This window comes from Arthrobacter sp. LFS091 (assembly GCF_047977885.1).
GTDB lineage: Bacteria > Actinomycetota > Actinomycetes > Actinomycetales > Micrococcaceae > Arthrobacter.
Genome location: NZ_JBFPFP010000002.1, coordinates 208,384 through 227,244, shown reverse-complemented (window position 1 = coordinate 227,244; position 18,861 = coordinate 208,384). Strand labels below are relative to the sequence as shown.

The 18,861-nt window shown below is 64.2% G+C and carries 17 protein-coding genes; 4 read left to right on the top strand and 13 right to left on the bottom strand.

Annotated elements, in window-relative coordinates; genetic code table 11:
• Nucleotides 1–141: 141 nt before the first annotated feature.
• Together ACNQOP_RS03765 and ACNQOP_RS03760 are read left to right on the top strand one after the other, a co-directional pair.
• The gene (locus ACNQOP_RS03765; protein ID WP_284985530.1) at nucleotides 142–1,740 is read left to right on the top strand and encodes a sensor histidine kinase; all 1,599 of its coding nucleotides are present in this window, start codon (nucleotides 142–144) and stop codon (nucleotides 1,738–1,740) included.
• Nucleotides 1,737–2,405, top strand: a complete 669-nt coding sequence (locus ACNQOP_RS03760) for a response regulator (protein WP_257370476.1) — start codon at nucleotides 1,737–1,739, stop codon at nucleotides 2,403–2,405. Before ACNQOP_RS03765 ends, ACNQOP_RS03760 begins: the two co-directional genes overlap by 4 nt.
• A 4-nt stretch (nucleotides 2,406–2,409) precedes the next feature.
• Here ACNQOP_RS03760 and ACNQOP_RS03755 read toward each other — a convergent pair whose 3' ends face one another.
• From ACNQOP_RS03755 to ACNQOP_RS03700, 12 genes are all read right to left on the bottom strand, one after another.
• Entirely contained in the window at nucleotides 2,410–2,880 is a 471-nt protein-coding gene (locus tag ACNQOP_RS03755) for a heme-degrading domain-containing protein (RefSeq protein ID WP_416403380.1), read from the bottom strand.
• Nucleotides 2,877–3,887, bottom strand: a complete 1,011-nt coding sequence (locus tag ACNQOP_RS03750; protein ID WP_416403379.1) for a Gfo/Idh/MocA family protein — start codon at nucleotides 3,885–3,887, stop codon at nucleotides 2,877–2,879. Before ACNQOP_RS03750 ends, ACNQOP_RS03755 begins: the two co-directional genes overlap by 4 nt.
• A 4-nt stretch (nucleotides 3,888–3,891) precedes the next feature.
• Nucleotides 3,892–4,785: a TolB family protein gene (locus ACNQOP_RS03745; RefSeq protein WP_416403378.1), complete on the bottom strand. Its 894-nt coding sequence runs from the start codon at nucleotides 4,783–4,785 to the stop codon at nucleotides 3,892–3,894.
• Between the two features lie 3 nt (nucleotides 4,786–4,788).
• Nucleotides 4,789–5,790 (bottom strand): sugar phosphate isomerase/epimerase family protein, encoded by a 1,002-nt coding sequence (locus ACNQOP_RS03740; protein ID WP_416403377.1) that lies wholly within the window; start codon nucleotides 5,788–5,790, stop codon nucleotides 4,789–4,791.
• Between the two features lies 1 nt (nucleotide 5,791).
• Nucleotides 5,792–6,973 (bottom strand): Gfo/Idh/MocA family protein, encoded by a 1,182-nt coding sequence (locus ACNQOP_RS03735; protein ID WP_416403376.1) that lies wholly within the window; start codon nucleotides 6,971–6,973, stop codon nucleotides 5,792–5,794.
• Nucleotides 6,974–7,003: 30 nt separating this feature from the next.
• The gene (locus tag ACNQOP_RS03730) at nucleotides 7,004–8,125 is read right to left on the bottom strand and encodes a Gfo/Idh/MocA family oxidoreductase (protein WP_349470666.1); all 1,122 of its coding nucleotides are present in this window, start codon (nucleotides 8,123–8,125) and stop codon (nucleotides 7,004–7,006) included.
• A complete protein-coding gene (locus tag ACNQOP_RS03725) occupies nucleotides 8,122–8,868 on the bottom strand; it encodes a sugar phosphate isomerase/epimerase family protein (RefSeq protein ID WP_235519868.1) in 747 nt (248 codons plus the stop codon). Before ACNQOP_RS03725 ends, ACNQOP_RS03730 begins: the two co-directional genes overlap by 4 nt.
• Nucleotides 8,869–8,925: 57 nt before the next feature.
• The gene (locus ACNQOP_RS03720) at nucleotides 8,926–9,819 is read right to left on the bottom strand and encodes a carbohydrate ABC transporter permease (protein WP_257370469.1); all 894 of its coding nucleotides are present in this window, start codon (nucleotides 9,817–9,819) and stop codon (nucleotides 8,926–8,928) included.
• A complete protein-coding gene (locus tag ACNQOP_RS03715; RefSeq protein ID WP_257370468.1) occupies nucleotides 9,819–10,781 on the bottom strand; it encodes a carbohydrate ABC transporter permease in 963 nt (320 codons plus the stop codon). The genes ACNQOP_RS03720 and ACNQOP_RS03715 overlap by 1 nt, the downstream gene beginning before the upstream one ends.
• A 13-nt stretch (nucleotides 10,782–10,794) precedes the next feature.
• Complete coding sequence (locus ACNQOP_RS03710) at nucleotides 10,795–12,126, bottom strand: ABC transporter substrate-binding protein (RefSeq protein ID WP_257370467.1); 1,332 nt, start codon at nucleotides 12,124–12,126, stop codon at nucleotides 10,795–10,797.
• A 115-nt stretch (nucleotides 12,127–12,241) separates the two neighbouring features.
• A complete protein-coding gene (locus tag ACNQOP_RS03705) occupies nucleotides 12,242–13,039 on the bottom strand; it encodes a hypothetical protein (protein WP_416403375.1) in 798 nt (265 codons plus the stop codon).
• Nucleotides 13,036–14,112, bottom strand: coding sequence for a Gfo/Idh/MocA family protein (locus ACNQOP_RS03700; RefSeq protein WP_416403374.1), 1,077 nt, complete (start codon nucleotides 14,110–14,112; stop codon nucleotides 13,036–13,038). The genes ACNQOP_RS03705 and ACNQOP_RS03700 overlap by 4 nt, the downstream gene beginning before the upstream one ends.
• Before the next feature lie 189 nt (nucleotides 14,113–14,301).
• Between ACNQOP_RS03700 and ACNQOP_RS03695 the strand changes: the two genes are divergently transcribed.
• Together ACNQOP_RS03695 and ACNQOP_RS03690 are read left to right on the top strand one after the other, a co-directional pair.
• Entirely contained in the window at nucleotides 14,302–15,519 is a 1,218-nt protein-coding gene (locus tag ACNQOP_RS03695; RefSeq protein ID WP_416403373.1) for an ROK family transcriptional regulator, read from the top strand.
• Between the two features lie 82 nt (nucleotides 15,520–15,601).
• Nucleotides 15,602–16,795, top strand: coding sequence for a CynX/NimT family MFS transporter (locus ACNQOP_RS03690; RefSeq protein WP_416403372.1), 1,194 nt, complete (start codon nucleotides 15,602–15,604; stop codon nucleotides 16,793–16,795).
• Nucleotides 16,796–17,012: 217 nt separating this feature from the next.
• On the opposite strand, the gene aceB is transcribed toward ACNQOP_RS03690, so the two are convergent.
• Entirely contained in the window at nucleotides 17,013–18,665 is a 1,653-nt protein-coding gene (aceB, locus tag ACNQOP_RS03685) for a malate synthase A (protein WP_416403371.1), read from the bottom strand.
• Nucleotides 18,666–18,861: the final 196 nt, after the last annotated feature.

Here is an 18,861-nt window from a genome sequence, read left to right as displayed (position 1 = left end):
CTTTAAGTTCATTGCGTTCACGGACCGCAAAGGTCCTGGAAGGCTCTGGGGTATAGTTCCCGTACGCCACGCGGAGCACCCCCAGCCAGCTCCGATCACCGGCACCACCTAAGGAACCGCACCGTGACTCGACGCAGAGGCATGTCCCTTGCAGGGCAATACCTGGTACTGCAGTTGCTCATTGTGTTGGCCGTCCTGGTAGCTGTTGTGGCAATCTCCCTGGCCCAATCCGCCGAAGCTTTCGAACGGACCGAGGGGCGCAGGGCGTTGTCCGCCGCCGAAGCCCTGGGCAACAACCCCACCGTACGGGCACTGCTGCCCACGGCAGAACCACGTGGCGGTTCAGCCCTTCCGGCAGTTGCCGAGTCCGTCCGCACGGTGTCCGGATCGGCGCACGTAGCGTTGGCCAAATTGGATGGCACCGTCATCACTGCCTCCGACCCCGGACTGATAGGCCGCAAGCTTCCCCTGGGTGAAAGCAGGGTCATGGAGGGCCGTGCCTGGACCGGTGTACTCAACGCCAACAACAGCGAAGTCCTTTCCGCCCACGTGCCGGTCATAGACGACTCCGGAACCATGATCGGCATCGCCTCGATCAGCCGCAACTATCCCTCCACACTGGAACGCCTGGGCGACGCCGTGCCCAACCTGCTCACCTACCTGGGCGTTGCAAGTGTCCTGGGAGTGGCCGGCTCGCTCCTGTTGTCCCGGCGCGTAAAACGCCAGACACTGGGCATGGAACCCCGGGAAATCACAGGTCTGGTGGAGAACCGCGAAGCCATGTTGCAGGGTTTGAAAGAAGGCGTTGTCGCGTTGGATCCCCACGAACGGATCACCGTGGCCAACCAAAGCGCGCGGCAGCTCCTGGGCCTTCCGCCGGACTGCGTCGGCAAGAAGCTCCGGTCCCTTCATGTGGACCCCGCGCTGAAGACCGTCCTGACGCGCGACCAAGCAGACCCGGACCAGTTGGTGCTGGTAGGTGAACGGCTGGTGGTGATGAACCGCGTGGCCCTCCACTCGCATGGGCGCGACATCGGTTCAGTGACAACCCTGAGGGACCGGACAGAACTGTCCTCCTTGGAGAGCGAACTGGGCGCCACCCGCACAGTCACCAACACGTTGCGGGCGCAAGCGCACGAGTTCGCCAACCAACTCCACGTCATCTCCGGCCTGATCCAGATCGGCGAATATGATTCCGTGGTGCAGTTCGTCAACGGCGCTACCGTGGAACGCACCCGGCTCAACGACGACATCACCAGCCGGATCGAAGACCCCGCGCTCGCCGCCCTGCTTATCGCCAAGGCCAGCCTGGCGTCGGAACGTGGCGTGGACGTGCAGTTGGACCCCGGGTCCACTCTTTCGCCGGTGCCCGAGGAACTCTCCCGGGACGTCACCACCGTGGTGGGGAACCTGGTGGATAACGCGTTCGACGCCGTCACCGGGTTTGCGGGGGCAGCGGTCACCGTTCTGGTGGCCGACTCGGTGGACGGCGTCACCGTCACCGTTCGGGACAACGGCCCCGGCGTACCCTCGGATTCCGCAGAAGAGATTTTCCGGCAAGGCTTCTCCACCAAGGACCCGGGCCCCGGAGACGCCCGGGGCTTTGGGCTGGCGCTCTCGCGGGTGATTTGCCGGCGCAGCGGAGGGGACCTGACCGTGGCCAACGACGCGGGTGCCGTATTCACTGCCCGGTTCACAAAGCAGGATTCACACGCAAAGAAAGAGGCAGCGCAGCCGTGATCAAGGTCCTGATCGTCGACGACGACTTCATGGTGGCTAAAGTGCACGCCGGGTTCATCCAGAGGACACCCCACTTTGAAGTGGTGGGAGTGGCCCACACCGGAGCCCGTGCCGTGATCGAAACCGAACGCCTTCAACCCGACCTGGTGTTGCTGGACATCCACCTTCCGGACATCAGCGGCCTGGACCTGATGCACCAGCTCCGGGACGTGGCCCCCGACCTGGACGTGCTGGTTATCAGTGCCGCCCGGGAAGTGGAGACAGTCCGCAAAGCCCTGCGTGGCGGGATAGTGCATTACCTGATCAAGCCGTTCTCCCAAGCTGACCTGCAGGAAAGGCTGGAACACTACCTCAGCGCCTACCAGGGACTGGATTCTTCCAAGGACCAGGCTGAACAAGCCGACGTCAATCGGGTATTCGGTGTCAGCGTCTCTGAGCGGTCACTGCCCAAGGGCTGCAGCGTGGAGACCCTCGAATTGGTCGAATCCGCGCTCAAGTCCGCGCCCGGAGACCTGTCCGCCGCCGAGGTTGCCGAACAGCTGGGAACTTCCCGTGTGAGCGCCCGCCGCTACCTTGAGTACCTCCACGACGAAGGTGCGTTGGACGTCCGACTCAAGTACGGCGTCGGACGTCCTGAACGGCGATACGTGTTGAAGGGGCGGTGACGCGCTAAACCCCCACCGTCTTCAAGTAGCTCCGGATCCCGTCGACCACCAGCTGGTGGTCGTCATCGGACGACAACCCGGAGACCGTGATCGCCCCAATGACGCCAACCCCACGAACCCGGAGCGGGAAGGATCCCCCAGCCAAGGTGTAGTCCTCCGGAGCGAGCCACCCACCGCCCAGCGGGTTGCGCTCAGCGAACTGTTCCCCCAGCAAGGCCGTGCTGTGCTCAAACCGCAGCACGGATGCAGCCTTCCGGCGGATCCATTCTTCCTGGTCTGAGGTAGCACCGGGAAGGACGCAGCGGAAGAGCACGATGTTGTGGCGGCGAATGTCGATTGCCACACCAAACCCGGAAGAGATCGCGTGGTTGGCGATCAGCGAGCCCAGCCGCCAGGCATCATGGTTGTCGAAGGCTGCGAAGACCAGCTCTTCCTCCTGCTGGAGGAGTTCCACGAGGCGGGGTGAGTCGCTCATGCGGCATCAGCGGTGTAGCTCAGGCCGATCTGCCGGCGGATCTCGTCCATGGCAGCCATGATGGCCACGGTCTCAGACTGGGGAAGAGTCGTTCCGGAAGTGGAACCCTCCCGGACCAGGCGTTCCAGTTCCGCTGCCTGGTACTGCATGCCCCTGCTGTTCACGGGCTGGTCGTAGCGTTCCAGCACTTCCCCGTCGGCTTTGAAGACGGTAAAGGGAACAGGGTTGTACCAGGTGTGCTCGATGTCGATCCAACCCTCGGCGCCGATCACCATGGCCCGGTTGGCGCTTGCTGCGTCAAGTTCGCAGTCGACGATCGCCTGCGCGCCGCCGTCGTAATCAAAAATCGCCGCCGTCTGTCGGTCCACACCGGTGGCCGTCACGGAAGCGCTTGCCCGGATCGCGGCGGGCGTGCCCAGGATGTCGAAAGCGAACGAGATGGGGTAGATGCCGAGGTCCAGCAGGGCCCCACCACCCAGTGCGGGATCGTTCAAGCGGTGGGAAGGATCCTTGGGAAGGCTTTGGTTGTGGCTGGCCACCACTTTCCGGACCTCGCCGATGGTGCCGGCCCCGATGACCTCGCGCACGCGGATCATGTGTGGAAGGAACCTCGTCCACATGGCTTCCAACGCCACGAGCCCTTTCGATGCGGCCAAATCAACAACGTCCTGAGCCTCCCGCGCGTTCATGGTGAAGGACTTTTCCACCAACACGTGCTTGCCCGCGTTCAGGGCCAACAAAGCATTCGCGTGGTGCATGGGGTGTGGCGTGGCTATGTAAACCACGTCGACCAAGGGATCGGCCACGAGGTCCTCGTAGCTGCCGTGCGCTGTGGTGACGCCGTGCTCTGCGGCGAAAGCCTTGGACGAGTCCATCGACCGCGATCCGACAGCCTGAACCGTGAAGCCGTTTTCCTTCAGATCCTTGGTTTGCAGGCCCGCGATGAAGCCGGTGCCGAGAATTCCCCAGCGGATGGTGCCGTCGGAAGTGCCATTGCTGAAGGTCACGGGCTTAGTCCTTTGATGGGTCGGTGAGCGGGTACGCCACAAACGCAAAGCGCGTCGAATCCGGCGACCAGCTGTTGACGTTGAGGGTACCTTGGCCGCCAAAAAGTGGCCACGTTTGGAGGGGAACCGTCCAGTCTTCGGTGGATACAAGGACGACGGCGACCGGCAAGTCGGCGGGATGGCCTTCGGTGCCGCTGGGGAACCGGATGTACGTCGCGAAGCGGCCGTCGGGGGAGAGATGCGGGAACCAGTCGACGGAGTCTGACGTCAGGAGCCGCTCGAAACCGCTCCCGTCCAGTCGGATGCGGGCCAGCTGCGCGTGGCCGGGAGCAGAAGTGAAGGACTCGGTATTGAGGTAAATCCACTGGCCATCCGGCGAGTATTCCGGCCCGTCGCAGTGACCGGGCCCAACATCCACGCGGGCGGCAGTGCCGCCGTCGGACGCTATGGTCATGAGTCGACCGGGCTGGGTAAAGTCGCCCGCCTCGATACCCACGTAGGCCAGCTCCCTGCCGTCGGGACTGACGCCGTGGAGGAAATGGAAAGTGCCGTCGTCGTCCGTGATCCGCTGGGTAGGACCGCCGCCCAGTGATGCCCCGTAAATGTGGCCGTCGTTGGCTGAAAGGTAGATGCCGGAGCCATCGGGCGCGAGCACGTGATCGTTGTTCAGGTCCGGGACGCCGGTCAGCGGAACTTCTACGGGTTCGCCACCTGAAACGTCCAGGGTCCACAACTTGCCGTCCCCGTTGAGGACCAGCGCCGTACCATCCAAAGTCCAGTTGGGCGCCTCCAGCAGGATGCGATCGGTGCTGTACAGCAGCTGGGATGCGCCGGATACCGACGCGACCCACACCTCGCAACGCTGGTCGGGTTGGAGGGTTCGGGTCGCGTCGGCCACGGGCTAGTCCTTGCTGCTGAAGGCGGCGTCGAACGAGGTCTGCGACGCCGGGAAATCGAACTTCTTCAGCGCGGCGAGGGCTTCGGGGGCACCGTGGAGTCGGTCCATGCCGGCGTCTTCCCATTCGATGCTGATGGGTCCGTTGTAGCCGATGGCGGTCAGGGCGCGGAAGGAGGATTCCCAGGGAACGTCGCCTCGTCCTGCGGAGACGAAGTCCCAGCCGCGGCGGGGGTCGCCCCAGGGCAGGTGGGAGCCCATGACGGTGTTCCGGCCGGTGGGGCGGAGCTTGGTGTCCTTGCAGTCCACGTGGTAGATCCGGTCCTTGAAATCCCAAATGAAGGACACGGGGTCGATGCCCTGCCACATGAAGTGGGACGGGTCCCAGTTCAGCCCGAACGCTTCCCGGTGTCCGATGGCTTCGAGGGTGCGCACCGTGGTCCAGTAGTCGTAGGCGATTTCGGAGGGGTGGACTTCGTGGGCGAAGCGGACCCCTTGTTCGTCGAAGACGTCCAGGACGGGGTTCCAGCGGTCGGCGAAGTCCTGGTAGCCGGCGTCGATGACCTTCTCGGGGACGGGCGGGAACATGGCCACGTACTGCCAGATCGAGGAACCGGTGAATCCGACGACGGTGTCCACGCCCAAAGCGCGGGCGAGGCGGGCGGTGTGCTTCATTTCCTCGGCGGCGCGTTGGCGCACGCCTTCGGGGTCGCCGTCGCCCCAGACCTTGGAACCGACGATGGCTTCGTGGCGGAAGTCGATGGGGTCATCGCAGACGGCCTGGCCCTTGAGGTGGTTGGAGATGGCCCAGACCTTCAGATTGTACTTTTCCAGGACAGCGAGCTTGGACTCGACGTAGCCGGGTTCGTCCCAGCGCCAGGCGTCCAGGTGGTCTCCGGAGACGGCGATTTCCAGGCCGTCGTAGCCCCAGCCCGAGGCAAGGCGAGCGACTTCCTCGAAGGGGAGGTCGGCCCACTGGCCGGTGAACAGGGTGTAGGGGCGGGGCATGTCAGGCTCCTTCAATAGGGGTTGCGTTGAGCTGGATCAGTGAACTTTTGGCGGCCGCCGACTCTTCGATCGCGGCCAGTATGTGTTGGACGTTGAGTCCTTCTTCGAACGACGGCGACGGCTGGCTTCCGTCGCGAATGGCGAGAAGGAAGTCCCGGATTTGGTGCGTGAACGTGTGTTCCCAGCCGATGATGTGGCCCTGTGGCCACCAGGCTTCAAGGTAGGGGTGCTCGGGTTCGTTGACCAGGATCCGGCGGAATCCCTGTTCCCGCACAGGCAGGGTGGCATCCAGGAAACCCAGTTCATTGAGGGCTTCCAGATCGAACAGGAGAGTGCCCTTGTCGCCGTAGATTTCGAGTGTGAGGGAGTTCTTCCGGCCCGTCGCCACCCGGCTGACTTCCACCGAGGCGATTGCTCCGGAGGCGAGGCCCAAGGTTGCCCAGGCGGCGTCGTCGACCGTTACTTGTTCCGGGCCGTTGGGGCCGGGACGCTGGTCAACAAAAGTGTGCAGGCGGCCGGAGACTTCGGTGACGGCGTCGCCCAGGAGGTAGAGGACCTGGTCGATGGCGTGGGAGGCGATGTCGCCCAGGGCGCCGGATCCGGCGGTTTCCTTGCGGAGCCGCCAGGTCATGGGAGACTCTGCGTCGGAGAGCCAGTCCTGGAGGTAGGCGGCGCGGATGTGGCGCACGGTGCCGAGGCGGCCTTCGGCGATGAGTTCGCGGGCCAAGGCAAGGGCGGGGACGCGGCGGTAGTTGAAGCCGATCATGGACTGAACCCCGCGTTTGCGGGCCTTCTCAGCGGCGGCGGTCATAAGTTCAGCCTCGCCCAGGGTGTTGGCGAGCGGCTTTTCCACAAGGACATGCTTGCCGGCTTCGAGGGCTGCAATAGCGATCTCGGCGTGCATCCAGCCCGGGGCGCAGATATCGATGATGTCGATGTCGTCCCGATCAACGACCGAACGCCAGTCAGTGGCGGATTCGGCCCAACCATACTTGGCAGCGGCTTCGGCCACCTGGGCTGCGTCCCGGCCCACGAGGACCTTCTGCTCGAAGGCCGGGACGTCGAAGAAACTGGCCACGTTCCGCCACGCATTCGAGTGGGCCTTCCCCATGAAGGCGTAGCCGATGGCGGCAACCCCCAGTGGGCGGTCGGAAGGCAGGGACGAGTGTGTGGGCGTGCTCATGGTTCGTTTCCTCGCTGGGTTCGCTGGGGTTTAGAGGGTTGCGGTTTCCGGCGCCCAGTCCTCGGGCAGGGCAGCCGAGGTGGGGGCGTTGCTGGTGACATCGACGAAGGTGCCGGATTCGACGGACTCTGCGATTGAGACCATGCTGTCCAGCACGTGGTAGGCGAGGTCACCGGTAGCCCGGTGCGGGGTGCCGGCGCGGAGGGCCCGGGCCATGTCCAGCACGCCCAGCCCACGGCCGTTGGCGGGACCTGTCGCGGCGATGATCTCGGGTTCTTCCGCGCCCGGACGCCACAGCTTCAGGTCGCCGTCGAAATAGTTCGGGTCCGGCAGCGAGAGCGTCGCCTCCGAGCCGGTGATTTCCACGAAGCCCATGCGTTGGCGCGGCGACTCGAACGAGAACACACTGTGCGAGGACTGGCCGCCCTCGAACTGAGCCATTGCCGAAACGTGCGTGGGGACCTCGACGGCGAATTCCTCGCCGGCCTTGGGACCGGAACCGATCACGCGGGTCGCCTTCGCGGAGGAGCCGACGGCGGCCACCTTGCGGATCGATCCGAAGGTCTGGATCAGTGCGGTCAGGTAGTACGGGCCCATGTCGAACAAGGGTCCGGCGCCGTGCTGGAACAGGAACGCAGGGTTCGGGTGCCAGGATTCCGGTCCGGGGGTCTGGAACGTGGTCATGCCGGTCAACGGGGTACCGATGTCGCCGCGCTCGATGATCCGTCGCGCGGTCTGCAGGCCCGCACCAAGGAACGTGTCCGGTGCGGTGCCCAGGCGGATGCCCGCGGCGTCGGCTGCCTTGAGCAGGCCAAGACCGGACTCGCGGTCCAGGGAGAAGGGCTTCTCGGTCCAGACGTGCTTGCCGGCGTTGACCGCCGCCGTCGCCACCTCGACGTGAGCTGCAGGGATGGTCAGGTTCACGATGATTTCGACGTCGGGATGGTTCAGCGCCAGCTCCGGGGCACCCCATTCGGGGATCCCGTATTCCTCGGCGCGCGCCTTGGCCGCCTCTTCGAAGAGGTCGGCGATGACCAGGACCTTGACGTCCGGGAAGGTGGTGAGGTTGTCCAGGTACTGCTTGCTGATGTTGCCTGCACCAATGACGGCTACGCCTACAGTGCCTTTACGGGTGGAAGGTGTGAAGCTCATGCCTTGGCACCTGCCGATTCTGCGTTGAGGAATGCGAGGCTTTCCGTGATTCCTTCGAAGATGTCGCCTGAGTAGTCGTCAAATTCAACGACGCCAACCTCCAAGGACTTCGCCGCCGCAATGACATCCAGCACGGGGATGGTGCCCTGGCCCGCGGGCTGCTGGGCCTTGGTGTCGGTGTTGCCCGGGCCGTCCTTGATGTGGATCAGCTTCACGCGGTCACCGAGCCGGGCCAGCAGCTCCACGGGGTCCTGGCCGCCCACGGCAACCCAGTAGGTGTCTACCTCGAGGACGAGTTCCGGATCCAACAGGCCCTCGAAGTACTCCAGCGCGGTCTTGCCCTCGATGGTGGACTCCAGTTCCCATGCGTGGTTGTGGTAGCCCACGCGGATGCCGTACTCCGCACCCTTCTTCGCGGCGGCGTTGAGCTTGGCTGCCGTACCCTGGATGGTTTCCGCGTCCTGCCAGTGTTCAGCCGGGAGGAACGGGTCGATCACGGTGGTGATGCCCAGTTCCTTGGCGGCGGCGAAGATTTCGTCCTGGTCGGCCGACAGGAGCGGTGCGTGTCCTGAAGGAGCGGTCAGGCCGTTTTCCTTCAGCGCAGCCCCGAGCTCGGCTGCGGTGGCCACGAAGTTGTACGGTTCAACCTGCGTGAAACCGATCTCGGCGACCTTCTTGATGGTTCCAGGCAGGTCCTCCTGGATGGCATTGCGGAGGGTGTACAGCTGGAGTGAGTACGACATTGTTTTCCTTTGCGGGAGTGGTTTGTGCAGGGAATTCAGGCGTTGGCGCCAGTCTAGTTAGCGCCCGGCGAGGGAGCCACCGATTCCGCCAACGCTGAAGTACTTGTTCAACGTGGCGAAGACGATGATCGGGGGAAGCATCATGACGACGGCCAGCGCCATCACTGAGGTCCAGTCTGTGGCGTTCTGCTGGAAGAAGGATTGGACACCCATGGGGAGGGTGAAGATCTCATTGGAGCGGAGGAAGACGATTGCCACGAGGTAGTCGTTCCATGCGAGCAGGAAAGCGAAGATCGCCGTGGAAAGGATGCCGGGCAAGGAGTTACGCAGCACCACCTTGGTGAAGGAACCAAACACCGAGCAGCCATCGATCCACGATGCTTCTTCGAGGCTGATGGGGATCGAATCGAAGTACGCGGCCATCATCCACGTGGCGACGGTCATGGTGGAACCGACGTAGATGATGGTGATGCCCAGCAGGTTGTCCACCAGTCCCATCCCTGCGAAGAGGATGAACAGCGGAACCACTGAGGTGATGATCGGCAGGGACTGCATCACGAACAGGAGCAGGGAGTAACCGGAGACTGCCTTGGACCGGCCGCGGGACAGGACGTAGCCCGCCGGCGCTGCCACGGCAACGGAGACCACAACGGTGGAGAGTGTGGTGACCAGGCTGTTCTGCAGCCATGTCGCGGCCAGTGTTCCGTTGAAGACATTGGCAAGGTTTTCGAAGGTGAACCCGGTAGCGGTGCTGTTGGGCCCTGGCGTGAAGGCGAGGACCACGGTGACCATGATGGGTACCAGGACGATCACAGTGATGGCCAGGATCAGGACAAAACGCCACCAGCGTCCGCGCATGCCGGCTTCGGAGAGGACCCGGCGGGTTTTGCCTGATTCGCTGATGCCGAGGGCCGGGCCGGTTTCGGGGTGGGCGTGGAGTACAGCGCTCATTATTCGACGCTCGACTTTCGGATCTGGCGGTACAGGATGACGGAGATGACCACCAGGGTCATGGTCATGAGGAAGGCGATGGCAACACCGGGGCCGGTAGCGAAGTCCTGGAAAACCGTTCGGTAAGCCAGGACCACCAGCGAGGTGGTGGCACTGACCGGGCCGCCGCCGGTGAGGAGGTAGATGGTGGGGAAGTCGTTGACGCAAAAGATCGTCATGAGGATCCACGAGATGTACGTGGAGCGGGCGATCAGCGGCAGGGTGATCTGGGTGAACTGCTGCCAACGGCTGGCACCATCCATGCTGGCCGCTTCATAGACGGTGGTGTCCACCGAGGCCAAGGCCGCGGAGATCATCATCATCATGAAGGGGAAGGAAACCCAGACCTTGAACACCATGACGGTGATGGACGCCAGGGTCGGATCCGCCAGGAAGAGCGGCGTTCCCAGGCCAAGGCCCCGGAAGATCGAGGGGATCAGGCTGTCAGGTGTGGCAACCAGCCAGTTCCACGCGGTGGAAGACACCACGATCGGCACCACCCACGGCAGCAGCAAGAGGACCTTGAAGGTATTGCCTGCGGGGATTTTGGTCCGCAGCAGCAGGGCCAGTCCCAGGCCAACAAGCCAGGAGCCGAACACGCCAACAATCGTGAACCACAGGGTGAACTGTGCAGCCTTCCAGAACGCCGGCGAGGACAGGACGTGGGCAAAGTTTTCCCCGCCAACGAAGTTTCCGGTCTGGAGCAGGTCGCCGTCGTGGGTGGCCTGGACCGCGGCGTGGATCAGCGGATAGCCGTGGATCAGGACCAGCAGGACCACGGAAGGCAGCAGGAGCCAGAAGAAGGTCCTGGTGGTTTGCGCGCTCAGTTTGCTCTTGCGCTTACCAGGGGAGGCCCCCGGCCCGCCGGGGGCGAGCCCCCGGCGGGCCCGGGACAAGCCCGAAGGTGCGGTGGTGGATGTCATGGCTGGACCCGTCCTACTTCTTCAGGACGGATTCGAGGCCGGACTGGAACGTCTGCAGGGCGCTCTTGGCGTCCTTTGCCTGGCCGGTCAGGATGGACTGGCTGAACTGGTTGAGGGCCTGGCCGCCGTCGAGGGCTGCGAGGTTGGCGTTGAGGGTGCTGCCCTGGGAAGCGAACGTCTTGGCGATGGGCTGCCAGTCCTTGACGATCTTGACGTTGTTGGGGTCATTGGCGAACTCGGGCGTTTCGGTGATCGACTTGAAGACCGGAAGCGCGGACATGAGCTTCTGCTTCCACAGTTCCTTGAGCTGGCCCATGTAGTAGACAAGGAACTCTTCGGAGGCCTCCTGGGAGGGGGTGTTCTTGTACATCATGATGTTGTTCGGGAACACGATGGTGGCTTTGTCGCCGTGCGGGCCGGTGATGGGATCGGCAACCAGCAGGTCGCCGGAGGTGTCGCCCACGCGCTGGGGAACGTTGACCTGGAAGAGGCCGAATCCCGCCTTGCCGTCCTTCCACTGTGCCGACATGTTGTCAGTGGTGTAGCTGACCGCGGCAGGATCGATGATGCCGTTGGAGACGAGTTCCAGGACGAATTCCATGGCTTCGACGTTGCGGTCGTTGAGGAGGTCCAGTTCGCCGTTCTTGTTCCAGACGCCGCCGCCGTTGTTGACCATCATCATGATCATGGAGTGGTTGCCGTAGTTGTTGCCCGAACCGGCGCCGGTGGCGAAGCCAAACGCGCCAACCTTCTTCAGTGCCTTGCCGGCTTCGAGCAATGAAGGCCAGTCGGTGGGCAGGGAAACCCCGGCTTTCTCGAACAGCGACTTGCGGTACCAGAACACGCGCATGTCCAGCTGCCAAGGTACTGCGACGTAGCCCTTGTCCGACTTGAACGGATCCAGCACTCCCGGAAGGAAGTCGTCGAACTGGCCGTTGGCCTTCATCTTCTCGATGACTTTGTCTGCGTAGGCGATCTGACCCTGCTGATCAAACTGGAACGCCTGGAAGCCGCCACCGGTGGAAACAGCCGGACCGGTTTTGGAAGCGATGGCCGAGGAGAACGTCTGGTAGAAGTTGTTCCACTGGATGATCTGGTAGTTGGCCTTGGCGTTGTTGGCGCCGGAGAAGCCTTCAGCGATCTTCTTGGCGGAATCGTTGTAGGCCGGTGTTGCCCACGGCATATCCCAGAACTTGATGGTGCCACCGGCGCCGCCGCCACCGCCGCCCTGGCTGGCTGAGCCACCTCCGCAGGCGGCGAGAAGCGGCACTGAGGCCGCGGCGGCGGTCAGGCCGAGGAAGCCGCGGCGGGAGAATGCTTTGTTGGCTGTGGACTGAACATTCATAGTGATTCCTTTCGGGACCGGCAACGCGGAGTCCGCGTCGATACGCCGGTCCAGCTCAACTTTGAGTAGGGCAAACGGATACTGAATGGCTGGTACTGCTTTGTGTTGCGGTGATTCAGGTGAGGGTGGAAACGGATTCGGTCAGTTCCGCGAACCAACGCAGGTCTGAGGGGACGGTGCCTGCGTCGAGGTGTTCCTTCAGCCGGCGCCACGTCGCGCGGTGGGCGGACTCGTACAGGGTGGGCAGAAGCAGTTCGCCGTGCGGCCCGGTGACCTTGACCCTGGCCGGCCACGCCGCGGACGGTTCGGGCAGCGTGAGGTCGACGCCGCCGTCGTCAACCAGCATGCTGAGCTGCAGGGACGCGGGCCGGGCGTCGGACAGGATGCCTTGCAGCGCCACCGGCGCGCCGTTGGCGAGCACCGCCGTCGCCGTGTAGCCCCGCGGTCCGCGGTGGAGGACGCGGAGGCCGTCCAGCGGACCGGTAACGCGTACGACGGCGGCAAGATGGTCCGCCAGCAGCTCACCGGAGTTGGTGCCGGCCGGGGCGGTTGCGACGGTGTCGAGCATCGCGGCACGTCCGGCGAGGGAGCGGACTGCATCCTCGGCTGCCGGCATTGCTGGGTTGGATGCCCAGCGCTGGTCGAGGACCACTGCGGTGTTGCTGCGTCCGGCGGCCGTCTCGAGGGAGTCGGTGTTTTCCGGTGCCGGGTTGACCACAACAATGCCGCTCGCACCGCCGTCGATGGCAGTGACCGCCTCGGCGGTCCATCCTGGCCGGCCGGAGATGACGTGCACGTAGGCTTTTGCATAGGCGGCCGGACCGAACGATTCGGGCAGGGACGCGACCACCAACCCCACGGCACCGGCTACTTGGGCCTCCGGCGCGGACCTGACTGTGTACTTGTGGCTCATGCGCGGATTCCTTCGGCAACGGCTTGCGTCTCAAGGGTGGCTACCGTGGCGTCGGCGATGTCCAACGCGAAGGTCAGGTCGTCAATCAGGGTTTGCGCGGTGGGCGGCTGCTTCGCTCCCGTGGCGAGGGCAGCGAGTTCGCGCCACTCGCCTTCGTAGCCGTTGTGATCGAAGGGGCCGAGCACTGTGGTCGTGGTGCCCCGCGTCAAGGTGGAGGTGGCGGAACCGGCCTGGACGTACGACGGTGTGAAGTCGATGTGCAGGGCAGTGTCGTCGGAGATGGCTTCGAAGCTCCATTCCGGCTTCCATGTGTTGTTCATGGCCGCGCGGAGTTCGATGGTCCGGGTGGGGGTGCGGAGCGAGATGACGTAGCCGAAGGGGCGGACGTGACGTGCCTGCAGTACCTCGATGTCCTTGAAATCCGGGGTGAACCGGCGGATCAGCGGGAGGTCGTGGATGGCCAGGCCCATGATGCCGCCGTGGAGTGCGCCTTTGATGACCTCAGGGTCCGAGTAGTCGGGCGTGCCGTTGGCGGGGCGGGTGATGATCTCGGTGGCGAAGTCCTCGAACCGGGCGTTGGGTGGGAGGACGATCGAGGACCGGATGGTGTGCGTGGTCTCGGGGAGGTTGGCCCAGTTCTCCTGGGCGGCAAGCCAGCCCGGATCGAAGGTGTGCATTGCGCCGACGATGATCGGCACGCCGGTTTCCGCGCTGACCGCTGAGATCCGTGCGGCTTCCCCGGCGTTCATGGCGAAGGGCTTCTCGCAGAGGACGGCCTTCTTGCCGGCGCGGCAGGCGGCGATGACCTGTTCGGCATGGAACTGGTGGGGGCTGCAGATGGCGACAACCTCGACGGCGGGATCGCTGAGGAGGGCTTCGACGCTGGTGCTGTGGGTGGCGCCGACGCGGGCGGCGACCGACTCGGCGACGGAGGGGTCGACGTCCATGATGTGGCGGACGGTGAGGATGTCGGCGAGTCGGGCGAGGGACGTCAAGTGGATGGCCTGAGTGACAGGGCCGGCGCCGAGGATGCCAACACCCAAAGGGCGGGTGGCGTCTGTGTGGCTGGACAAGTTCAGTTACCTCTTCGTAAGCGGACTTCTGGAGGTGAATCGATGCGGGAGATGGTGAGTATCGATCGCCTTGATGTGCTGCTCATCACAACCTAGGGGGACTTTTGCCGACCGTCAAGCAAAAGTTGAAATAAGGCCGACATACTTCTGCTGCATGACACGCATAAGCAATCGTGTTTCACTAAAGGCATGACTTCAGCCAGCGGACACGACGCCGGAAATGCCTCCGTGGTGGAGGCCGGCAACCTTTCGCGCGCTGGCGACCTGTTCCAACTTCTCCGCGACGGCCAGGCCCGCACCCGTGCCGAACTTGCCGTCACCACTGGGCTCGCCCGTTCAACGGTCGCTTCCCGCATCGATGCCCTGATTAGTTCGGGTCTGGTCGGTCCGGCAGGGGAGGCCAGCTCCAGCGGCGGCAGGCCGCCGTCGCGCTTCGCTTTCAATCCGGCTGCGCGCGTGGTCCTGGCGGTCGACGTCGGCGCAACCCACGTGATTGTTGCCGTCACCGATCTCAGCGGCAGCATCCTCGCTGAGCGGCGGCTTGGCCAGGAAGTCGCCGACGGCCCCGAAGTGGTCCTGGGCCGTTTGGTTTCCGCGGGGCGTGAGCTCCTCGCGGAGGCAGGGCGGGAGCCCGGGGACCTCGCCGGAATGGGCATCGGACTGCCAGGGCCGGTTGAGCATGCCACCGGGCGGCCCGTGAAGCCGCCCATCATGCCCGGTTGGGACGGATTCGACGTCGTCACTTACGTTCAGCGATTGCTGCCCGTTCCGGTTTTGGTGGACAACGACGTCAACATCATGGCCCTCGGTGAACGGACCGCATTCTGGCCCGACCACGACAACTTCCTGTTCATCAAGGTCGCTACTGGCATCGGTGCAGGGATCATCAGCAGCGGTGAGTTGCAACGCGGCGCCAACGGCACTGCCGGCGACCTTGGACACGTCCGCGTTCCCCGCGGCGATGACGTCCTCTGCCGATGCGGCAACTACGGCTGCCTCGAAGCGATGGCCTCTGGTCCCGCCGTCGCCCGTCAACTCAAGGCGCAAGGGCTCGAAGCTGCCACCGGCGCGGACGTGCTGCGCCTGGTGGGCGAGGGAAACCTGCAGGCCATCCAGGCGCTGCGTCAGGCCGGGCGCGACGTTGGCGACGTATTGGCCACCGTGGTCAACCTGCTCAATCCGTCCATGATCATCATTGGCGGCAGCGTGGGGGAGGCCGGCGAACACCTCGTAGCCGGCATCCGCGAAGTGGTCTACAGGCGTTCCCTGCCACTGGCCACCACCCACCTGCGCATCGGTATCACCATGGCCGGGGACCGTGCGGCCATCCTGGGCGCGAGCCAAATGGTCACGCAACATGTTCTTTCGCCGGCCGTGATCGAAGCCACGCTGCAAGCTGCCGGCTAAGTCTTGTTTGTGACCGGCTGCCCTGCGGCGGCGTGATAGCAATGAAAGTGATGCCTATTTTCTCCCCCTCCCGGTCCGTCCAATGAGTCAATTCCTCGCCAAAGTCCCACGCGGCTGGCTGATCCTCGCGTGCATTGGGCTCATTGCCCTGAACATGCGCGGGCCTTTCGTTGCCGTGGCGCCAGTGGTGGATTCGCTGCGGCGGGACCTCGGATTCTCGCCGGTGGAACTCGGGCTGCTGACCGGCATTCCCGTGCTCTGCTTCTCCTTGGCGTCCCCTTTGGCCTCGTTGGCCGGGCGGCGCCTCGGAGCCGAGTTCGCGGTGATGCTCACCCTGCTTGGGGTATTGGCTGGTGTGGTGATCCGCTCCAGCGGCGGCGGTGCCCTGGTCATGGCCGGAACGGTCATCATTGGTTTGGCCATCACCATCGGCAATATCGCGGTGCCGCTCATCATCCGGCGCGACTTCGCACCGCGCCGCCAGGACACCGCCATGGGGGTCTACACGGCTGCTTTGAATGTGGGCTCGTTCCTGACCTCCGTAGCCACAGCACCTCTGGCGGAGTTGATGGGTTGGCGGCTTGCCCTGGCCGCCAGTGCACTGCTGGCGTTGGCCGCGATTGTGTTCTGGGTGCCCACAGTTGGTGCGCGGCGTGCTTTTGTTCCGGCCGCTGTTCCTTTGCCGGTTGCTTCCGATGCGGGCCGCGTAGCGGGTGTGCGCTGGCTGACCGTGGGCTTGACACTCGGCTTCGCGGGCCAAGCTTTCTCTTATTACGGTGTCACCGCGTGGCTGCCCAGTTTCCTCGCTGATGAGCTCGCCATGGGCACAGCCGAAGCCGGTGCCGGCTCCTCGCTCTTCCAGATCTTCGCGATTGTTGGCGGCCTGGGCGTGCCACTCCTGGCCCGCTTCGCCAGTACGACGACGGTGGCGGTCACGTTGAGTGCGTTGTGGCTGACCGTTCCCGTGGGCCTGTTGCTCGCTCCCGGGTTCTGGTGGCTGTGGTCCTCCATGGGAGGCATTGCGCAAGGCGGCGGCATCACGGTGATCTTCATTGCCATCATCAAGTTCGCGCACTCCCAAGCGGCCGCAGGGAAGATGTCCGCCGTCGTGCAGGGTGTTGGCTACTGCTTCGCGGCATTGGCGCCCACCATCGTTGGTTTCGTGCACAGTGTTTCCGGCGGCTGGACCGTCCCGCTTTTCGTGATCCTCGGCTCCGTGCTCGCGTTCTGCATATGCACCACGTTGTCCGTGCGCTGGGTGGCCCGGCAACGCTAGCTCTGGCGTGCCCGTTTCGATGGGTTGCTGCGGATTAGACGGTAGGAAGCGTCTTGCGTGTAGCCAGTCGTCGAAGTGGGGTGCGCTCCGGACATGGAGAAGCCCCGTTGCTGGGCTGCCTCCCCGACCATCGGGGTCACTTGTTGCGAAGAGTGCAGGCAGCCCAGCGTCGGGGCGTGGTGTCCGCGGCGTGTGTCGCGGGGCTTGTGGTGCCTCCTTAGGCGGCGACGAGCTCCTCTTCCGTGGCCTCTTCCTTGGCCTCGGTGAGGAATCGGGCGTAGGCGGGGATGGTCAGGAAGGTGGGGAATTCTTCGGCGAGCGTGACTTCTTCGAAGATGGCGCGGGCGTCAGCGAAGCGGTCGCCGTCGAAGCGTTCCAGCCGGGCGAATTCCTCGTCCAGCATGTCCTCGACCCATTCGCGGGTGATGATGTCGCCGTGGTCGGTGATCGCGTGGGAGTGGATCCACTGCCACAGCTGGGAGCGCGAGATCTCCGCGGTGGCGGCGTCCTCCATGAGGTTGTGGATAGCCACGGCCCCGTTACCGCGCAGCCAGGACTCGATGTAGCGGATACCTACCTCGATGTTCAGGCGCACGCCGCCCTCGGTGATGGTGCCTTCCGTGCTGGCGATGTCGATCAGTGCACGGTCATCGGGGGTGACGTCCTCGCGGGACTTGCCCAGCTGGTTTGGCTTGTCCCCGAGCACCTCGTCGAAGACTTCGCGGCAGACCGGCACCAGGTCCGGGTGGGCCACCCAGGATCCGTCGAAACCGTCGTTGGCCTCGCGGGTCTTGTCGGCACGAACCTTTTCAAACGATGCCTGGTTGGCTGCCTCGTCCTTGCGGTTAGGGACAGCGGCTGCCATGCCCCCAATTGCCATGGCACCTCGCCGGTGGCAAGCGCGGACCAGTTGCTCGGTGTAGGCCCGCATGAACGGCTGGGTCATGGTCACCTGGCCGCGGTCCGGGAGCACGAAGCGCGGCCCGCGGGTACGGAAGTTCTTGATCAGCGAGAAAATGTAGTCCCACCGGCCAGCGTTCAAACCGCTCGCGTGGTCGCGCAGTTCGTACAGGATCTCCTCCATTTCGAACGCCGCCGTGATGGTTTCGATCAGCACCGTGGCGCGGATGGTGCCCTGCGGGATGCCGAGAAGGTCCTGTGCCAGCACAAAGATGTCGTTCCAGAGCCGGGCTTCCAGGTGGTTCTCGATCTTCGGCAGGTAGAAGTACGGTCCCTTGCCCTGGGCCAGGAGCCGCCGGGCGTTGTGGAAGAAATACAGGCCGAAGTCAACGATCCCGCCGGCAATCGGCTTGCCGTCGATCAGCATGTGCTTCTCCGGCAGGTGCCAGCCGCGGGGACGGACCACAATGGTGGGCAGGTCCTCGGCAGACTTGAGCTTGTATTCCTTGCCCTCGGGGGAAGTGAAATCGATCCGGCGCTCCAGCGCGTCGGTCAGGTTCAGCTGGCCCTGGATGACGTTGCGCCACGTCGGCGTCGACGAGTCTTCCATGTCCGCCAGCCACACCTTTGCCCCCGAGTTCAGGGCGTTGATGGTCATCTTCTTATCCACCGGACCCGTGATCTCCACGCGGCGGTCCTCCAAACCAGGTGCAGGGGGAGCCACCCGCCACGACGGGTCATTGCGGATGCCCTCGGTCTCCGGCAGGAAACGCGGATCCTGGCCACTCGAGATCTGGTTACGCCGTGCGTGCCGCGCCTGCATCAGCTCTTGACGACGATCAGCGGTAGCCCGGTGCAGCTTGCCGACGAACTCAAGCGCATCCGGCGTCAAAACCTCGTTCTGCCGCGAAATGGGCTGCGCGGTCAACGTAATGCCATTAATAGTGAAGTTGTCGGTGAAGCTGTTCATTTCAATCTCTCCTATGAGAAGCAAATGTTCGACGGCGGCACTTGCCTGGGTGGGTTGGGGCCGGAGGTGCGGTGATGCGGCAGCCTGCGTAAAAGGGGCCCTGCGTCCCGGTCCGTCCTCGCTCAGCGAGGTCGAAACCGGGACGTGGGGAATAGCAGGCAGAGCATTGCCGTTCCGCAGGCCGGAGGCGACAACC